12 protein-coding genes are annotated in these 15262 nt (G+C 69.5%); 5 read left to right on the top strand and 7 right to left on the bottom strand.

The genetic code is table 11. The features are described 5' to 3' along the window. Positions 1-37 precede the first annotated feature (37 nt). Both OG780_RS36660 and OG780_RS36655 read right to left on the bottom strand, forming a co-directional pair. Positions 38-2335, bottom strand: a complete 2298-nt coding sequence (locus OG780_RS36660) for an ABC transporter ATP-binding protein/permease (RefSeq protein ID WP_328455492.1) — start codon at positions 2333-2335, stop codon at positions 38-40. 210 nt (positions 2336-2545) lie between these two features. Continuing rightward, positions 2546-2854, bottom strand: coding sequence for a DUF5132 domain-containing protein (locus OG780_RS36655; protein ID WP_328455490.1), 309 nt, complete (start codon positions 2852-2854; stop codon positions 2546-2548). 796 nt (positions 2855-3650) lie between these two features. On the opposite strand from OG780_RS36655, the gene OG780_RS36650 reads away from it, so the two are divergent. Continuing rightward, entirely contained in the window at positions 3651-4991 is a 1341-nt protein-coding gene (locus tag OG780_RS36650) for a glutamine synthetase family protein (RefSeq protein ID WP_328455488.1), read from the top strand. A gap of 710 nt (positions 4992-5701) precedes the next feature. Here the strand turns inward: OG780_RS36650 and OG780_RS36645 are convergent. From OG780_RS36645 to OG780_RS36635, 3 genes are all read right to left on the bottom strand, one after another. After that, positions 5702-6259 carry a GNAT family N-acetyltransferase gene (locus tag OG780_RS36645; protein WP_328455486.1) on the bottom strand — a complete coding sequence of 186 codons (558 nt, stop codon included), beginning with the start codon at positions 6257-6259 and terminating at the stop codon, positions 5702-5704. After that, positions 6256-7488 carry a type III PLP-dependent enzyme gene (locus OG780_RS36640; protein WP_328458636.1) on the bottom strand — a complete coding sequence of 411 codons (1233 nt, stop codon included), beginning with the start codon at positions 7486-7488 and terminating at the stop codon, positions 6256-6258. The genes OG780_RS36645 and OG780_RS36640 overlap by 4 nt, the downstream gene beginning before the upstream one ends. A gap of 1641 nt (positions 7489-9129) precedes the next feature. Continuing rightward, positions 9130-9483 carry a hypothetical protein gene (locus tag OG780_RS36635; protein ID WP_328455484.1) on the bottom strand — a complete coding sequence of 118 codons (354 nt, stop codon included), beginning with the start codon at positions 9481-9483 and terminating at the stop codon, positions 9130-9132. 72 nt (positions 9484-9555) lie between these two features. Between OG780_RS36635 and OG780_RS36630 the strand changes: the two genes are divergently transcribed. Next, positions 9556-10725: an acyl-CoA dehydrogenase family protein gene (locus tag OG780_RS36630; RefSeq protein ID WP_328455482.1), complete on the top strand. Its 1170-nt coding sequence runs from the start codon at positions 9556-9558 to the stop codon at positions 10723-10725. Between the two features lie 154 nt (positions 10726-10879). Here OG780_RS36630 and OG780_RS36625 read toward each other — a convergent pair whose 3' ends face one another. Then, positions 10880-12106 (bottom strand): RNA-guided endonuclease InsQ/TnpB family protein, encoded by a 1227-nt coding sequence (locus OG780_RS36625; protein ID WP_328455480.1) that lies wholly within the window; start codon positions 12104-12106, stop codon positions 10880-10882. Positions 12107-12156: 50 nt separating this feature from the next. On the opposite strand from OG780_RS36625, the gene OG780_RS36620 reads away from it, so the two are divergent. Beyond that, positions 12157-12315: an Arc family DNA-binding protein gene (locus OG780_RS36620; RefSeq protein ID WP_328455478.1), complete on the top strand. Its 159-nt coding sequence runs from the start codon at positions 12157-12159 to the stop codon at positions 12313-12315. A 185-nt stretch (positions 12316-12500) separates the two neighbouring features. Here the strand turns inward: OG780_RS36620 and OG780_RS36615 are convergent, their stop codons facing one another. Continuing rightward, positions 12501-13073: a S1 RNA-binding domain-containing protein gene (locus OG780_RS36615; RefSeq protein WP_328455476.1), complete on the bottom strand. Its 573-nt coding sequence runs from the start codon at positions 13071-13073 to the stop codon at positions 12501-12503. Between the two features lie 779 nt (positions 13074-13852). Here OG780_RS36615 and OG780_RS36610 point away from each other — a divergent pair. Further along, positions 13853-14260, top strand: a complete 408-nt coding sequence (locus tag OG780_RS36610; protein ID WP_328455474.1) for an STAS domain-containing protein — start codon at positions 13853-13855, stop codon at positions 14258-14260. Between the two features lie 80 nt (positions 14261-14340). Next, positions 14341-14925 (top strand): hypothetical protein, encoded by a 585-nt coding sequence (locus tag OG780_RS36605; protein ID WP_328455472.1) that lies wholly within the window; start codon positions 14341-14343, stop codon positions 14923-14925. Positions 14926-15262: the final 337 nt, after the last annotated feature.

Below are 15262 nucleotides of genomic sequence, written 5' to 3'. Positions count from 1 at the left end.
GTCACGTGGCGGGCGGCCGGTGGTACGGCTGGTGGGGTCAGGCGACGAGTTCTCCGGCCTGGAGCTGCCAGAGGGATGCGTAGAGTCCGTGCAGGGCGAGGAGTTCGTCGTGGGTACCCTGCTCGGCCACGACGCCGCCCGTGTCCATGACGTAGATCCGGTCGGCGTGGCGGACCGTGGAGAGCCGGTGGGCGATGATCACCATCGTCCGGTCGGCCGCGAAGACACGGAGCGTGCGCTGGATGGCGGCCTCGGTCTCGTTGTCCACGGCGGAGGTGGCTTCGTCGAGGATCACCACCGGCGCGTCCTTGAGGATCGCGCGCGCCAGCGCGATCCGCTGCCGCTGGCCGCCCGAGAGGGCTGCGCCGCGTTCGCCGATCACCGTGTCGTAGCCGTCCGGCAGCGTCGCGACGAAGGTGTGGGCCTCGGCCATCCTGGCCGCCTCGGCCACGGCCTCGTCCGAGGCGCCGAAGCTGCCGTAGCGGATGTTGTCGGCGATGGTGCCGTCGAAGAGGAAGGGGTCCTGCGCGACGAACCCGATCGCGTGGCGCAGATCCTGCCTCGGCAGGTCGCGGACGTCCCGCCCGTCGAGCAGCACGCTGCCCGACTCCGTTTCCAGGAAGCGCATCAGCAGCTTGGCGACGGTCGTCTTGCCGGAGCCGGTGCAACCGACGAGGGCGGTGACCTGCCCGGCGGGAATGGCCAGCGAGAGCCCCTCCAGCACCGGCGGCCGGTCGGGATAGGCGAAGGTCACGTCGTCGAGGACGATCTCGCCGCGCACCTTCCGGGCGTCGAGCGCTGTGCCGTCGCCGTCGGCCTCGAGGGGGAGGGCTTGCAGCCGCCGGACGCGGTCGTAGGCGACAAGCGTGCGCTGGTACTGGTCGACGATGCCGCCGAGCCGGTTCATCCGCAGCAACACCATCTGGGGCAGCCCGATGAGCGGGCTGAACACCTCGAACGGCAGGCTGCCGTCGAGTACCGCCCGGCCGCCGATCAGCAGGGTTCCGGCCATCGAGCTGGTCGTGCAGACCCGCACGATCTCGGCGTGGCGGATCGTGCTCCGGTCGGTCCGCCGGCTGCTGTCCTGGACCTCCCCGCTCAGCCGGTCGATGCGCTCGGCCTCGTAGTCCTCGGTGCAGAAGCTCTTGACGGTGGCACCGGCGTCCAGCGTGTTCACCAGCTGGCTGTGCAGCTTGGCCCGGTGCTCGCCGGAGACTGCGTAGTCGGCCGCGACTTTGTCCTGGTAGTGGAACGACAGCCAGGCGATGACCGGGATGGGCAGGAACGCGATCCAGGCGATCTGTGGCGCCAGCAACAGGAACAGTGGCACCAGGAGGGCCAGGCTGGTGCCAAGGTGCAGCAGGTCGCCCGCCGAGGTGGCGAAGAAGGTGCCCAGCTGACGGACGTCGTCGGTGAGCGCGCCGGCGATCCGGGTGGTCCGCTCGCCTTCCAGGTGCCGTAGTTCGAGGTGCTGGACGTGGGCGTACGTCCGGTTGCGCCAGTCGTGCTCGATGTCCTGGCCGAGTCGGCGCCACTGGAGGTTCGAGGCGTACGAGAGGCCCGCCACGGCGGCACAGGCGGCGGCCATCAGCCCAGCCAGACCGAAGAGTTGGGCAGACGCGGTGGTCAGGCCGAGGCGAGCCAGTGGAGCTGCCTCACCCTTGATGAGGACCAGTCCGGTCCAGCCGAGGAAGGTACCGAGCGCCATCTCCGAGACCTGGCAGGCGACGGACAGGGCAACGGCCCCGTAGAGACGGCGTCGGTGCGGTCCGACGATCTCCAGCAGGGGATGACGTTCGACGCCGGGCCCGGCCGCTTCCTGGGGTGCGTCGACCGTTCCGCGCCAGGCCTTCCGGAGGACGGCCGTGGTCAACGCGGCCACCCCGCCCACTGCCACCAGTTGCCTGCTCAGCGCCGACCCCTTGATCAGCGCGATCCCGGCCGCGGCCCCGCCGCCGACGGCGAGCACCGGTCGCACGACCAGGCCGCGGTCCACCTGCGGGGCCGGTGCGGCGACGGGTCGGGCCGGTGTCGGGCGTCCCGCTCCGGTCGGATCCTCCGCGACCAGGGTGACGGCTCTGCGGACGATCCGGCCGACGTCCGTGGCGCGCAGCCGTGCGTCGTGCCGGACGAGCACCCCGCCGGTGACCGGGTTGGCCCGGGCCTCGGTGATCCCTGGAATGCGGCGCAGCGCGGCGGCGAGGAACTCGGCCGTCCGTGGCCGTCCGAGCACCAGCTTGACGTCCCAACGCTGACGGCCCGGAGTGACCGAGCGCGGGTTCACGTCCCATTCCGCGGACCGGAATCCGGCTGCGGCACCCAGTAGCGATGACATGCGTACAATCACCTGTTTGCGGAGGTCACGGGTAATCCGTCAACGGGCGCGACGGAATTCGGCGCACGGCGGATTCACTGCGACGGAGCGGAAAGTCCGAGAGGGAGGAAGAGGCGCGGCAGAAAGGCCCACGGCCGACCGCCGCGAGGACCCGTCTTCCGAGGTCGACAGGAAGACGCGCCCAGGCGGCGGGCGGGCATCAGGGCGTCACTACGCCTTCGCGGCACCGACGGTCGCGCGGATCTTCGGAGTCCTGGCCTCGTCCTTCTCGGCGTTCGAGGCTGCACCCTCGGCAGGCCGTTGGTCGTCGCCGGAGACGATCTGCGCCGCCACCATCTCGGCAGCCACCTCGACCGCGAGGTCGTGGATGTTCTCTCCGGCCTCCTGGGCCGCTTTCTTCACCTCCATGACAAGACCGACGGACGTCGTGACGACACCGCGCATCAGTGGCTTGAGGACACGCTTGGCCAGTGGCGCGACGATGAGACCGATCAGGAACGGCGGAACGACGGGCGGCATGATGCTCCAACTTCTCTACGCGGATGTATGACAGGGGACCCAGAGCATTGCGTACTCCGGAACACACACAGTGGGGAAGGCGGAAGCACCCATTTCCGGAATTCTCGATATCCCGTGCCGGAATCCCCGCCGGGTTGAATTCCTTGTCGATGAGGTAAACCGTCCGCTCGCCGATCACCGTAGCCCAGTCATGACTGTCGAGGCCAAACGGTCTCGGCGGGTTTCACTCATGCGAGTGCCATCCCTGTTCTGACCGCCACGAATTGCAGTAGGCGAACTCGCCGAGCGAAGTGCTTTTCTAATTTACCTATTACCGGTGATCTGCTTCATGGTGCCTTCCGAGTTCGCGCGCCACCCTCCGGCCCCGGGCGGGAAATGACAGCGCGACTCCTCCCGGCACCGCTTCGCGGAAGGCCCGCACGTCCCGGACCCGGAACTCACCGCGGTCCGGCCGCCGCCGTACGCGCCCGGCCTGAACCCGGTCGAGGCCGCCGTCCGGTCACTCGCGCGCAGAGCACTGACCCACACTGCCTCCGACACACCCGACGGCCTCGACCGCACACTCCGCCGCGCGTTACGCAGGATCCAGCTCCGGCCCCGCCTGTCGGCGGTTGCCTCACCGCCACCGCCCTGCCTCTCGACTCACCTCACCGGGCCCGCCCTGAAAAGCTCAGTGACCGGAGAGACTTCCCGCGCACGCGTCCTGAGTCACGTCGCAGGTCCGCCCGTTCACGGACGAGTGAACTCCCGGCCGGCCACTGGCGCACCGGCTGCCGCGAACGCCAGCATGATCGGCATGGCCACCACGTACCCCCGAGCTGAGCGGGCCGCCCAGGCCCGGGCGGCCGAAGCCCAGCTCGCCGCCGACGGAATCGACGGGGTGGTGTTCGGCTGGGTCGACAACGCCGGGCTGACCCGGGTGAAGTCCGTCCCGCTCGCCCAGCTCGAACACGCCGCCGAGTACGGCGTCGGCGCCGTACCCTGCTTCGACGTCGCCCTGGTCGACGACTCCATCACCACTGCGCCTTCGAGTACCGGCCCGGTGGGCGACCTGCGGCTCGTCCCCGACCTCGACCGGCTCACGCCGCTCGCCGCCCAGCCCGGCTGGGCCTGGGCCCCGGCCGACCGCTACACCCAGGACGGCACCCCGCACCCCGGCTGCCAGCGCCGATTCGCCCGCCAGGTCACCGAGGCCGTCGAGCGCCGCGGGCTGTCGGTGCGAGCCGGGATCGAGATCGAGTGGGTGGTGGCCGACCCGTCCGAGACCCCCGCGACGGTCGGGCCCGCGTACGGGATGACCCGTTTCATCGAGCACTCCGACTACCTGCGGGAGGTGCTGCGTGCCCTCACCGCCCAGGGGTTGGCCGTACTCCAGCTCCACCCCGAGTACGCCGCCGGGCAGTTCGAGGTCTCGGTCGCCGCCGAGGGGCCGGTCGAGGCGGCCGACACCACGATGCTGGTGCGCCACACCATCCGGGCCGTCTCCGCCCGGCACGGCCTGCGGGTCTCGTACGCGCCCGTCTTCACCGAGGGCTCGGTCGGCAACGGCGGCCACCTGCATCTCAGCCTCTGGCGAGAGGGCCGGAACCTCGGGCACGGCGGCCCCGGCCGCCACGGGCTGCACCCCGACGCCGAGCAGTTCTTCGCGGGCGTACTGGCCGAGCTGCCCGCCCTGCTCACCCTCGGCGCGCCCAGTGTCGCCTCCTACCTGCGGCTGGTCCCCTCCCGCTTTGCCGGGGCCTACCGCTGCTGGGGTCTGGAGAACCGTGAGGCGGCGCTGCGCCTGATCACCGGCTCCGCCGCCGGGCAGGCCAATGCCGAGTTCAAGTGCTTCGACGCCGCCGCCAACCCGTACCTGGAGATCGGCGGCGTGCTGGCCGCCGGACTCGCCGGCCTGGACGCCGGCCTGCCCCTCCCGCCCGAGACCCCGAGCGACCCCGCCTCCCTCGGCGCGGCCGAGCGCCTCCCGGCGAGCCTGCCGGAGGCGATCGACGCCTACGAGAAGTCCGCACTGCTGCGGCAGGCCCTCGGTCCCGAGTTGTACGAGGCCGTGCTGGCCGTCCGGCGGGCGGAGGCGGAGCTGTTCGCGATGCACACGGATACGGACGTCATCGAGGCCGTCCGCTGGCGCTACTGACGAACACGGGCTCTGCTCCTCCGGCTCCCCCGTCCATGAGTTGGCCGAAGGCCTGCTGGTCGCCGTCAAGCTTCACGGAGCTCAGCAGGATGCGGCCCCGGAAGGCGCGGAGCAGATCCGTGCCCGTGCCCGTGCCTGTGCCCGTGCCTGTGCCCGTGCCTGTGGCGAAGCGGTCGCAGGCATGGCGTCGTCCGAGGTGAGGGGAGCGGGCCAGGCGCCGTTGCCGTCGAGCGCCACGCCTGTCGGCCGCCTCGGTGTGTGGATGCTTGTCGCGCGTACCGAGAGGCGAGGACCACTTGTCAGTGCTCGACAACTCGTGCGTTCGGTGGGACTTCCCGCGTGGGTAGTGGTGCCGGCCCCACCGAGAGGGGAGTCAGCTCCTTCGAGGTACCACGTCTCACCGTCCCAGCAGGGTGGTCGAGCAGGTCCTCGGCGAGGGCGGCCGTGGCCTCGGGTGGAGTGCCGGCGGTGGCGAGGGCGCCGGGGATGGTCGCGGTGGCGTCGGCGGTACTGCTGCCGAGACCGGCGATTACCCCGGCATTTTGATCAGCTGTGCTGCTGCGGCCGTCCTGTCCGGGCAGGACGAACGCGTTCGCGACTCGGCAAGTGTCCAAAGACCCATGTGGCGTACTGGAATCCGAGGACGAAGAGCAGTGCCTCGACGGCCAGTTGAGAGCGGCGGAACTCGTCGGATACGGAGGACATCCGCATCAGCCCGCTTCGGCTCTGGGAGAGGATCCGAGAGCCGAACCGGTAACAGCGGGTTCCAGCGGCTTCTCCATGTAGACCGCCTCGGCACCGTAGCTCGCGGGCAGCGCGATCTCGGGCCGGGCACGGTAGCCCAGCCGGGACCACAGCGCCTCGGAGCCGCGCACGGCGACCAGAGAAAGGGTCCGGTAGCGGGCCGCCCGCCCGGTCTCCTCCAGATGCCGCTGCATCCGGCGGGCCAGGCCCCGGCCGCGCGCCCGCTCGACGATCGCCAGGTCGTGGGTGTGCAGGTTGCCTCCCCCGTTGCTCTCCTGTGCCGCGCCTTCCTCTGCCAGGCTCAGGTCCGGACAGCGGAACAGCGGGTACGGCAATGCGAGCAGATAGCCTCCAAAGCCACCCGCGTGCTCCAGTACGAAGCAGGTCGAGGGCGAGGCGCGGTGCCGGGAGCGGAGCACCTCCCGCCCTTCGGACAGGCCGCTCGCGGCGTAGGCGCGTTCCTCCAGCGCGACCGCCTCGTCCCAGTCCTCCTCCCGAAACAGCCGGATCCGGGTGTCGGTCATGCGCCTCCTCCGTCCGGAGCCGGGCCTCCGACGCAGGTGTACGGCAGCGGCGCGAAGCCGTTGAACCCCCGGGTGGCGTAGGCGGCGGCGTACGCGCCGCAGGAGTGGACCCACACCGGGTCGCCGGAGGTGATCGCGCGCGGGACCCGTACCAGGCCGTCCCCCTGGGCGTACGCGTCGTCGCTGTCGCAGGTCGGGCCGGCCACCATGGCGTCGACGAACTGCCCGCCGGAATGGGTGGGGAACTCCAGGCGGTACTGCAACTGGTCCATCTCGTAGAGGCCGTTGAACTTGCCGCAGCTCAGGTAGAGCCAGTCCTCGCGGGTGCCGTCGAGCCGATGTCGGGAAGAGAGCCGGGCGACGTGAGCGCGGATCGCGCCGTGGTCGGCGACCAGGTGGCGACCGGGCTCCAGCAGGAAGTCCAGCGGGGCTGCGTTGACGGCACGCAGCCGTTCCATGCCCTCGCGGATCACCACGAACATCTTGTCCAGCGGCGGTTCCAACGGCCGGCCGCTCCGGTCGAGGACGCCGAGGGCGGGCAGTCCGCCGCCGAGGTTGATCCGGTCCGGGGTGATGCCGCGCCGGCTGAGCGCCTCCAGGACCGCCGCCAGCGAGTCGACCGCCTCGACCCAGGCCTCGGCGGTCATCTGCTGGGAGCCGACGTGCACCGACAGGCCGGAGGGCACCAGCCCGGCGCTCCGGGCGGCGCCGAGCACCCGCAGGGCGTCCTCGGGCGAGCAGCCGAACTTGCGGCTGAGGCCCCACAGCGCGCCCTCGCCGGTGGTCGCCAGTCGGCAGAACACCCGGGAACCGGGGGCGTGTTCGGCGATCGCGCCGACGTCCTCCAGGCAGTCGGTGGCGTAGTCGCGCACACCCAGCCGGTAGGCCTCGGCGATGTTGCGGTCGGACTTGACGGTGTTGCCGTAGTGGACCAGCCCGGGGGCCACCCCGGTGCGCAGCGCCTGGGCGATCTCCTGCGGGCTCGCCGCGTCGAAGCCGGAGCCGAGCCGGGCGAGGTGGCCGAGCACCTCGTCCACCGGGCAGGCCTTCATCGCGAACCGGACGGCGACGCCGGGCAGTTCGGCGCACAGGGCGGTGTACTGGCGGCCGATGCCGTCCAGGTCGTAGATGATGGTGTCCTCGATGGCAGCGGCGAGCGCGGCACGCAGGGCGGGGTGGTCGTGCTGGTCGGGGAGGGACGCGGTGGATGCGTGGACGGTGGCCGGCATGGTGGGGGCGCGATGGCCGGTTCTGCCGTGGTCGGCCGTCCGACGCGGTTCGGCGATCTGGCGCACGTCGGTGGTCTGAGGTTTCACGTGTCAACTCCCGGTCCGACTGGATGAATGGTGCCAAGGGCCTACTGGCCCGCATGAGATGAGGCGAGGGAGTCCAAAGGTCGGCTGTGACGCCTGACCTGGACTCCCTCCACGCCGCACTCTATGCACTTCCGCGGCCTGCACCTGCACCTGCTGCGCGGCCTGCCCGCCACCCTCGCGCTGACCGGCGTAAAGGCCGACGGTCATGCCTGTCTCCCAGCGCGGTCAGCCCTTGTCCGGCCTGCCGCTCACTGACGCAGTACGCCACCGCGTCATCGGTACAGCGCTCGAACCGGGCGGTAGGGAACGCCCGGTCCAACCAGGTATCGAACGCGTAGCGCGCGAACATGTTTGCCGGTACTGGCGAGGCAGCGGACCCTTGAGGAGTCCCCCGATCCCGTTCCTGCAAGGTGTCGCCGGGCAGTTGCAGCGCGCCTTGAGCCACCGCTCGGCATACAGAACCACCCGAACGGCGTCGGTGTGAGCCTCCACGACCTTGACGATCAGGTACCACCGGATGCTGCGGCCGGTCGGCCCCTCGACCCGCTCGGCGAACGTCGTCGCCGTACACGGTGGATCGAGCCACCTCAGCCGTGCACCACGAGTTCGACACCGCCGGGACTCCTTCGACGCGCGCGTCAGCGAGCCGGCGTGCGCACCGGCCGTGCACACGCCACGACACCACTCCGCATCCAGCGAATCCATCGGTGTGGACTCAGCAGGTCATGACCGTCCACAGGCGGCCGTGGCGCTCGTCGAACTGCCCGGTCAGAACCTCGATCAGCGCCGGCCCCCTACCCGCCGGGCCTCACTCGGTACGCCGAAGGGTCCAAACACCCTGGGCAGTTTGATCTGCGTACCTGAAGAAAGGGACGAACGAGGCCCGGAAAATGCCCCGTTCGGCGACCTTGGTCGGCCGGACCGCATCCAGCTTGTCGGTGTCGGGCCGACCGGGGACGTTCTTCACCTCGGGTGCGTGTCCCCGTTGGGTGAGGTTAGCGGGGTCGCCCGTGTCCGGTGTGATGCCCGTCTCGTTGCGATAGCTGGTTGATCAGCTGGCGAGGGAGGCGGGTCGGATGAGCTGTGAGCAGGAGCCGACCCGTATCTCAACGGCACGCGAAGTCGTCGGTGAACTGCCGCGAATCGAGCCGGTGCCGGTATCCTCTACCGGCTCCACCACCATGGTCCCCGACCCCGCACCGGGGTGGACATCCGCAGGCCCCCCAGGCTCTGGAACATCTGCTTGCGGCACTGGCCCGGTATGCCGGTCCGGTGTGTTGTCGGCAGGCGGTGGAGGGGCTTGGTCCGAAGGTGGTGCCCCGCCGGACGGAAGTGATCCGACACCGTTCGAAGAAGGCCGTTGCGGCGAAGCTGACGGTGCGGACTCCGGGCGGGTTGTTCACCGGGACGCGTGGCACGGTCGCGGCGAGCGGGTGAACGTGCGGCAAGAGGCCGGTCTTCTCCTCGTCGGCCGGACTGATCTGCCTGACCGCGCAAGAAAGAAGACCTGGTGGTGTCTTATGTGTCCGAGCTCCGCCGATGCCTTCACGAGGACTACGTCACGTTCGCGGGGCAGGTGCTGGTGCAGGACCGGCTCGATATCCGTGCCGCCGCCGCGCCGCCGGGATGTGACGGCTCGGACGGGCGCGCACGCTCGCGGAGCGTGGGCACGTGCGGCAGTTGGCCACCACCGTCGAACGCGTGGACATCTCTCGGGTCGCGTACCGCTCGCCGGCGCCGAACCTGCACGTACCCGGCGACCCGCAACGACGCCGCCGAGCTGCTGGTGCTCACCTGTGACGCCACCGGCGTGAACATGATCCCGTCCGGGTTCAGGGACACCACCCGCGCCACCGCCGAGACCCACGCGGCGGCTGGCCTTCCCTGGGCGTCTCGATCTCTGTCCATGAAGAGCGTCTTGCGTGCCTTGGCCCGCAGACGTCTCCGAACGATGTTTCGCCCCGACAGCTGGAAGGTGCCATGAGCGCGCGTCGTCTGCTACCGAACGATGAGTCCCTTGACCTCATCAGGCTGGTCCGGAAGCTGGCGGCCGATGAACTCGCGTCGCGAGCGGATGCCGATGAGGCGAACGAGGCATTCCCTCGTGACGTGTTCAGGCTCCTCGGACGCGTCGGCCTGCTCGGTTTGCCGTACTCCGAGGCGTACGGCGGCAGCGGCCTGTCCTACGAGGTGTACCTGCAGGTTGTCGAAGAGATCGCGTCCGTGTGGGCTTCGGTCGGCGTAGGTGTCTCCGTGCACGTGCTGTCGTGTTTCGGCCTGGCGACGACGGGCACCGAGGAGCAGAAGCAGGAGTGGCTGCCCGCGATGCTCGGTGGCGAGTTGCTGGGTGCCTACTGCCTCTCGGAGCCGCACGCCGGCTCGGACCCGGCCGCGCTGCGGACCCGGGCCCGTCTGGACGGCGATCACTACGTCCTGAACGGTGCGAAAGCCTGGACGACCCACGGTGGCCACGCGGACTACTACAAGGTCATGGCCCGCACCTCGGAGGACCGCACGGGTATCTCGTGCTTCATGATCCCCGCTGGCACCGAGGGCCTCACCGCTGATGTACCCGAACGGAAGATGGGCCTGACCGGGTCCACGACGGCGACCATGGTCCTCCGGGACGTCCGTGTCCCGGTCGAGCGGCGTATCGGTGCCGAGGGCGGCGGCCTGCGTATCGCTCTCGCGAGCCTGGATTCCGGCCGTCTCGGTATCGCGGCCGTCGCGGTCGGTCTCGCCCAGGGCGCTCTCGATCACGCGATCGCCTATGCACGCGATCGGGAGACGTTCGGATCACGCATCATCGACCACCAGGGAGTCGCGTTCCTGCTCGCCGACATGGAGGCCGCGGTCTTTTCAGCGCGTGCTGCGACCCTCCATGCCGCCCGGTTGAAGGACGCGGGACTGCCGTTCAGCCGTGAGGCGTCGGTCGCGAAGCTCGTCGCGACCGACAACGCGATGCGTGTCACCACTGATGCGGTGCAGGTCCTCGGCGGGGTCGGCTACACACGCGAGTTCCCGGTCGAACGGTACATGCGTGAGGCCAAATTGACTCAGATCTTCGAAGGCACGAACCAGATTCAGCGCATGGTCATCGGGCGGTCGCTCGCCAAGTCCAACCATGGTGACCTCACCCTGGCCCCTTGAGACTTGGCTCTGAAACTGATCGGAAAATCGACCTCGAACGGCGAAGGGGCGGACGAGGCCGTCACCGCCGGGTCAGCGGCCGCAGGCCGGGGCACAAGCACCGGCTGAACAGGACCCGGCATTGACGATCCAGTGCTTTGACATCCTCCCCGCCCTAAAGGACGAGGACTCCTGGCTCACGTTGGCTGTGGACCGGCGGTCCGTCAGCTCTTACACGATCAGCGCCAGCCGGGTTGAGACCAGCCCGGACGAGCATCACGCGGGCGGAGTTCTTGTCCCTGGAGGACACGGCTCCGCACGCGGTGCACGCGTAGGTACGTTCAGAGAGGGGGAGTGCGTGCTTGGTTCTCGCACCGCACTTTGCGCAGTCCATCGTGGTGTGGGCCGGGTGCACCAGGTGCACGATGCGGCCGTGCTTGCGGGCCATCTCGACCAGGGCCGTCCTGGTCGCGCCGATCGCGGCGTCGGCGGCTTTGCGGGCCATCGTCGACTTGGCGAGGAACTTCGGCTTGAAGTCCTCGACGGCGAGCTGGTCGAAGTCGCGGACGACCTTCTTGGCCCACTTGCGGCCGGTGTCCTGGCGCTGCCGCGCGACCTTCTTGTGCACCTTGGCGGCTTGCACCTGTGCCCGCCGGTAGCCCTTGGACTGGGCTTTGCCCCGGGGGGTGCGGCGGCGGGCCATCTGCTTTTGGTAGCGGGCCAGGCGCGCGGCGGCGGCCTTCCCGTGCTGCAGGTGTGGCAGGTCGTGCCGGTCGCTGGTGGTGGTCGCGGTTTCCTTGACTCCCCAGTCGATGCCGATCACGGCACCGGTCGCCGGCAGATGCCCGACGGAGACCGGGACGACGAACGAGGCGTACCAGTGGCCGAGACTGTCCTGATAGACCCGGACGCTGGACGAGGCGGCGGGCAGATCCCTCGACCACACGACCGTCACCGCGGTCCCGCCCGCGAGGTGCAGACGTCCGTCCTTGATGCGGAACCCGCGCTGTGTGTAGTTCAGCGACGGCTTGGTGTCGCGCTTCTTCTTGTACCGGGGCATCCCGGCCCGCCGCGCCATGGGCAGGCGGGCCTTGATGTCCTTCAACGCCTTGGCGCGGGACTTCGCGAAGTCCCGGATGAGCTGCTGCTGTGGAACCGAGGATCCCTCGGCCAGCCAGGAGTTGGCCTGGCGGGCCTCGGTCAGCATCTTGTCCAGGCGGGCCGGGCCGCACTTCTCGTCCTCGGCGTGCGCCTTCTTCGACCGGGCGCAGCACTCGTTCCAGATCCACCGGCACCGCGCCCACTCCGCTTCGAGAGCGGCGGCAGCGGTCGACGACACACGGAGCCGGTAGGTGTACCGGGCGTGCCCGGCATCCTCACTGACCCCCCGCTGCGTCGTCATGGTGTCACCGTACCACCGTCAATCCATCGGGACGCAACTACAGTGGAGTCATGGATGAGACGACACGCATCACCCTCCGCCTGCCCGACGACCTCCACGAGTGGCTGGTCGGGCAGGCCAAGTCCGCCCGCAGGTCCCTCAACTCAGAGATCGTTTACCGGCTGGAGGTCGAGCGCGACGCCGCCGCGACGGACGAGGAATCGCCCTGACGGCGATTCCCCTGCCCCTGCCCTGCTCCGCAGGAGTCCGATTCCTCCCCGGCCTGAAGGCCGGGGCATCCTCGGAGGAACCCGGTGACCGCAAAGGTTCACCGGCCTGGGGCGTGTGCCTTCCTTTGACTGAGCAGACGTTCAGGAACACTCGCGCAAGGGAACTGTCGCAGGAACGCAGCGCATCACACGCCGGCGGATGAGCCTTGCCGTCGGGAGAGGGCTAGCCTGCGTCGCTCTCGGTCGATCTCGGTGACGACTACCGTGATCTTGTCGCCGACCTGGACGACATCTGATGGAGTCTCCACCGGTGTCCAGGCGAGTTCTCGCAGGTGAACCAGTCCCTCGATTCCGTCGGCGACCTGGACGAAGACGCCGAACGGGATCAGCTTGGTGACCTGGCCAGGCAGTTTCTGCCCCACCGCGATGGTGTCGGTGAACACCTGAAAGGGGTCCGGCTGTGTGGCTTTCAAGGACAGTCTGGCCTCCAGGTTCCACGTGTCGAACTGGAGGAACTCGCATGAGACGCGCTGTCCAACCTGCACGACGTCGGAGGCTGCCTCGAAACGCCGCCAGGACAGTTCAGCGAAGGAGATGAACCCGACGCCGGGGAAGACCGGATGGTCGGGTCCGTCGTCCAGCGCAACGAACACACCGAACCGTTCGATCGCTGTGACGGTGCCGGAAAGGAACTCGCCGCGGTGCAGCGATTCCAGGAATGCCCAGAGTTCTGGGTTCTCAGACGGTCCACCCATCATGCTCCCAGCGTTTCATGAGGAGCTGCGCACTGGGTGGGAAGTGCGCTCACGCTGCGGTCTTGAGGGGACGTCCCGCCCCAGCGGATGCCTTTCTCGCTGCGGATGCGGGCGCGTTCACGTCGTTCGGCGGCCGGGTCTGCACGGTGAGTGGTGTAACTCCCGAGCCAAAAGCGACAGTCAAATGGCGCCGCCGGCTTTGAGCGGCTGCCGTTTACGGAAGGGCGAGCCGGATCATCGCGCGGTACAGGGCGGTGGGCGCCGGGGCTGCGGACAGGGGCCGGGGTGCCGGTGCCGGGGGGCGAAGGCGCGGAACAGGTAGCCGACCAGGCGGCGCCAAGCGTCGGGGGCAGTGGATCCCCTGGCCGCCTCCTTGTGTGGTGCACGGTCCGTCACCCCGGCCCGCGGTGGTCACCGTGTTTCGCGCTGCCTGCCCAAGGATCACGCAGGGCACGGAGTACTCGCGCGGCATCATGTCCAGGCGTCGCCCTGGTACGAGGAACGGACGGCTGCCGGGCGTCCGCCGGACCGGGTCGAGGACTATGCTGCTGTCCGGGCGTCCCAGACCCTGGCGGCTTGTCGTTGCTCGACACAGATGGCTGCAGGGAGCGGACTCTTCGTCTGTGACCCGGCGCATCCCTGGAGGAACTGGGTGGGTCCGGTGTGCTGTCGGACCGGCCGTTGCTCCGCCGACCGTACGCCCTGCCGGCAGCGCGCCATGGGGGCCGGGATCCCCGGCGTCACCCCGTCCGCTGCCGGATGGTCCACCGAATCGAGGCATCATGCCCCGACCGCAGCTCGCCGTCTACCGCCATGACCGAGGGAAGCGGGCACTGATCACCCTGGCCGGTGAGATCGACCTGGAATCGGCCCCGCTGGTACGCACGGCACTGGCGCGATGTCTGAGCGACGGCATCCGCACCATCGACATCGACCTCACCCCTGTCACCTTCTGCGACTGCACCGGCCTCAACGTCTTCCTCCACGCCGCGCAGCAGACCACCGAGGCCGGCGGGACCCTGCGACTGCACCACCCGCCGCCGACACTCGGCCTGATCCTCGACCTCACCGGCTCCGGGTTCCTGCTCCTCGACGATCCGCTCGGGGATGTCCCGGCCCCGGCCGCCGCCCAGACCCCGCGGCGCCGGGCTGTTCCGCTTGCCTCTGTGCTCTCGGGTGATGCGCCGTGACGGCCTGGGCGGGGCGGGGGCAGCCACGAAAGCCCCGTGGCTGCGAATCGTCCACTGTGGAAGCGGTCCGGTTACGTCGGGTGAACCGCGGGCTGGCACAGGATCTGAGCAGGAAGCTGACGGATCTGTATGTGGACTCCCACGAGACATCATCGCGTCCTGATGCGTACTGCCGTCCCAGCCGTCGGCAGTTTCTGAACCGTCTCACAGCCGACATCCGGCGGCCGGGCTTCGCAATGGTGATCGCGGAGACGGACGGACTGGTGGGATGTGCTTTCGGATTCCCGATGCTCAGCAACGCCTTCGGGTGGATCGGGTTCGACCGAGCCCTACCGCGCGGCGTCGAACAACTCGCAGCGGCCGGCGGCATCTTCGTGATCACCGACATCCTGATCCCCCCGCACCCGCAGGACGCGCAAGTGGCTCTCCGGTTGCAGGAGCGGCTGCTGGCCGACCACCAGGCGTCATTCGGCGCCACCCTGGTGGACCGGGCCGATCACCCCACCCTCAACACGCTCCGTTCCTGGGGATGGCTGGACGTGGGAGCGTTCTGGAAGCCGACCGGCGCCACGCGGCTCCGGGTGCTGATCCTTCCCGTCGGCAAACCAACCTCCCTGAGGCCGGGGGGATTTGCGCACGATGCCTGGACGCGGTGGCCTGGGTGAGGCCCGACAGCCGGTCGGCCCGCATCCAGGTGCTGGTCGCCGAGCCGGCGGCCCTGTGTGGTGCCCGGATCCGTGTGGTGGACGTATGCACACGGTCGTCCCGCTCACACCTGGCAGGGGCCGCTGGGATCGGGCGGTCGTCCCTCCGGAGTCCACACAACCAGCAGCGGAATCGATCATGACGGCGCCGACGGACAGACCACGCCACGCCTGGCACCGACGACGGACGGGCCGGTTCGGAGATCCGTTCCTCCGTCAGCGCCTCGGTCGTGGTCACCTGCGGCGGCCCGCCCGATTCGCCGCCCTGTGATGCACGCCGTGGACAAGACACTTCGGC

Source organism: Streptomyces sp. NBC_00386 (assembly GCF_036063235.1).
In the GTDB taxonomy this organism is placed as follows: domain Bacteria; phylum Actinomycetota; class Actinomycetes; order Streptomycetales; family Streptomycetaceae; genus Streptomyces.
The sequence above is the reverse complement of the archived record's forward strand: the minus strand, read 5'-3'. Positions and strand labels throughout refer to the sequence as shown.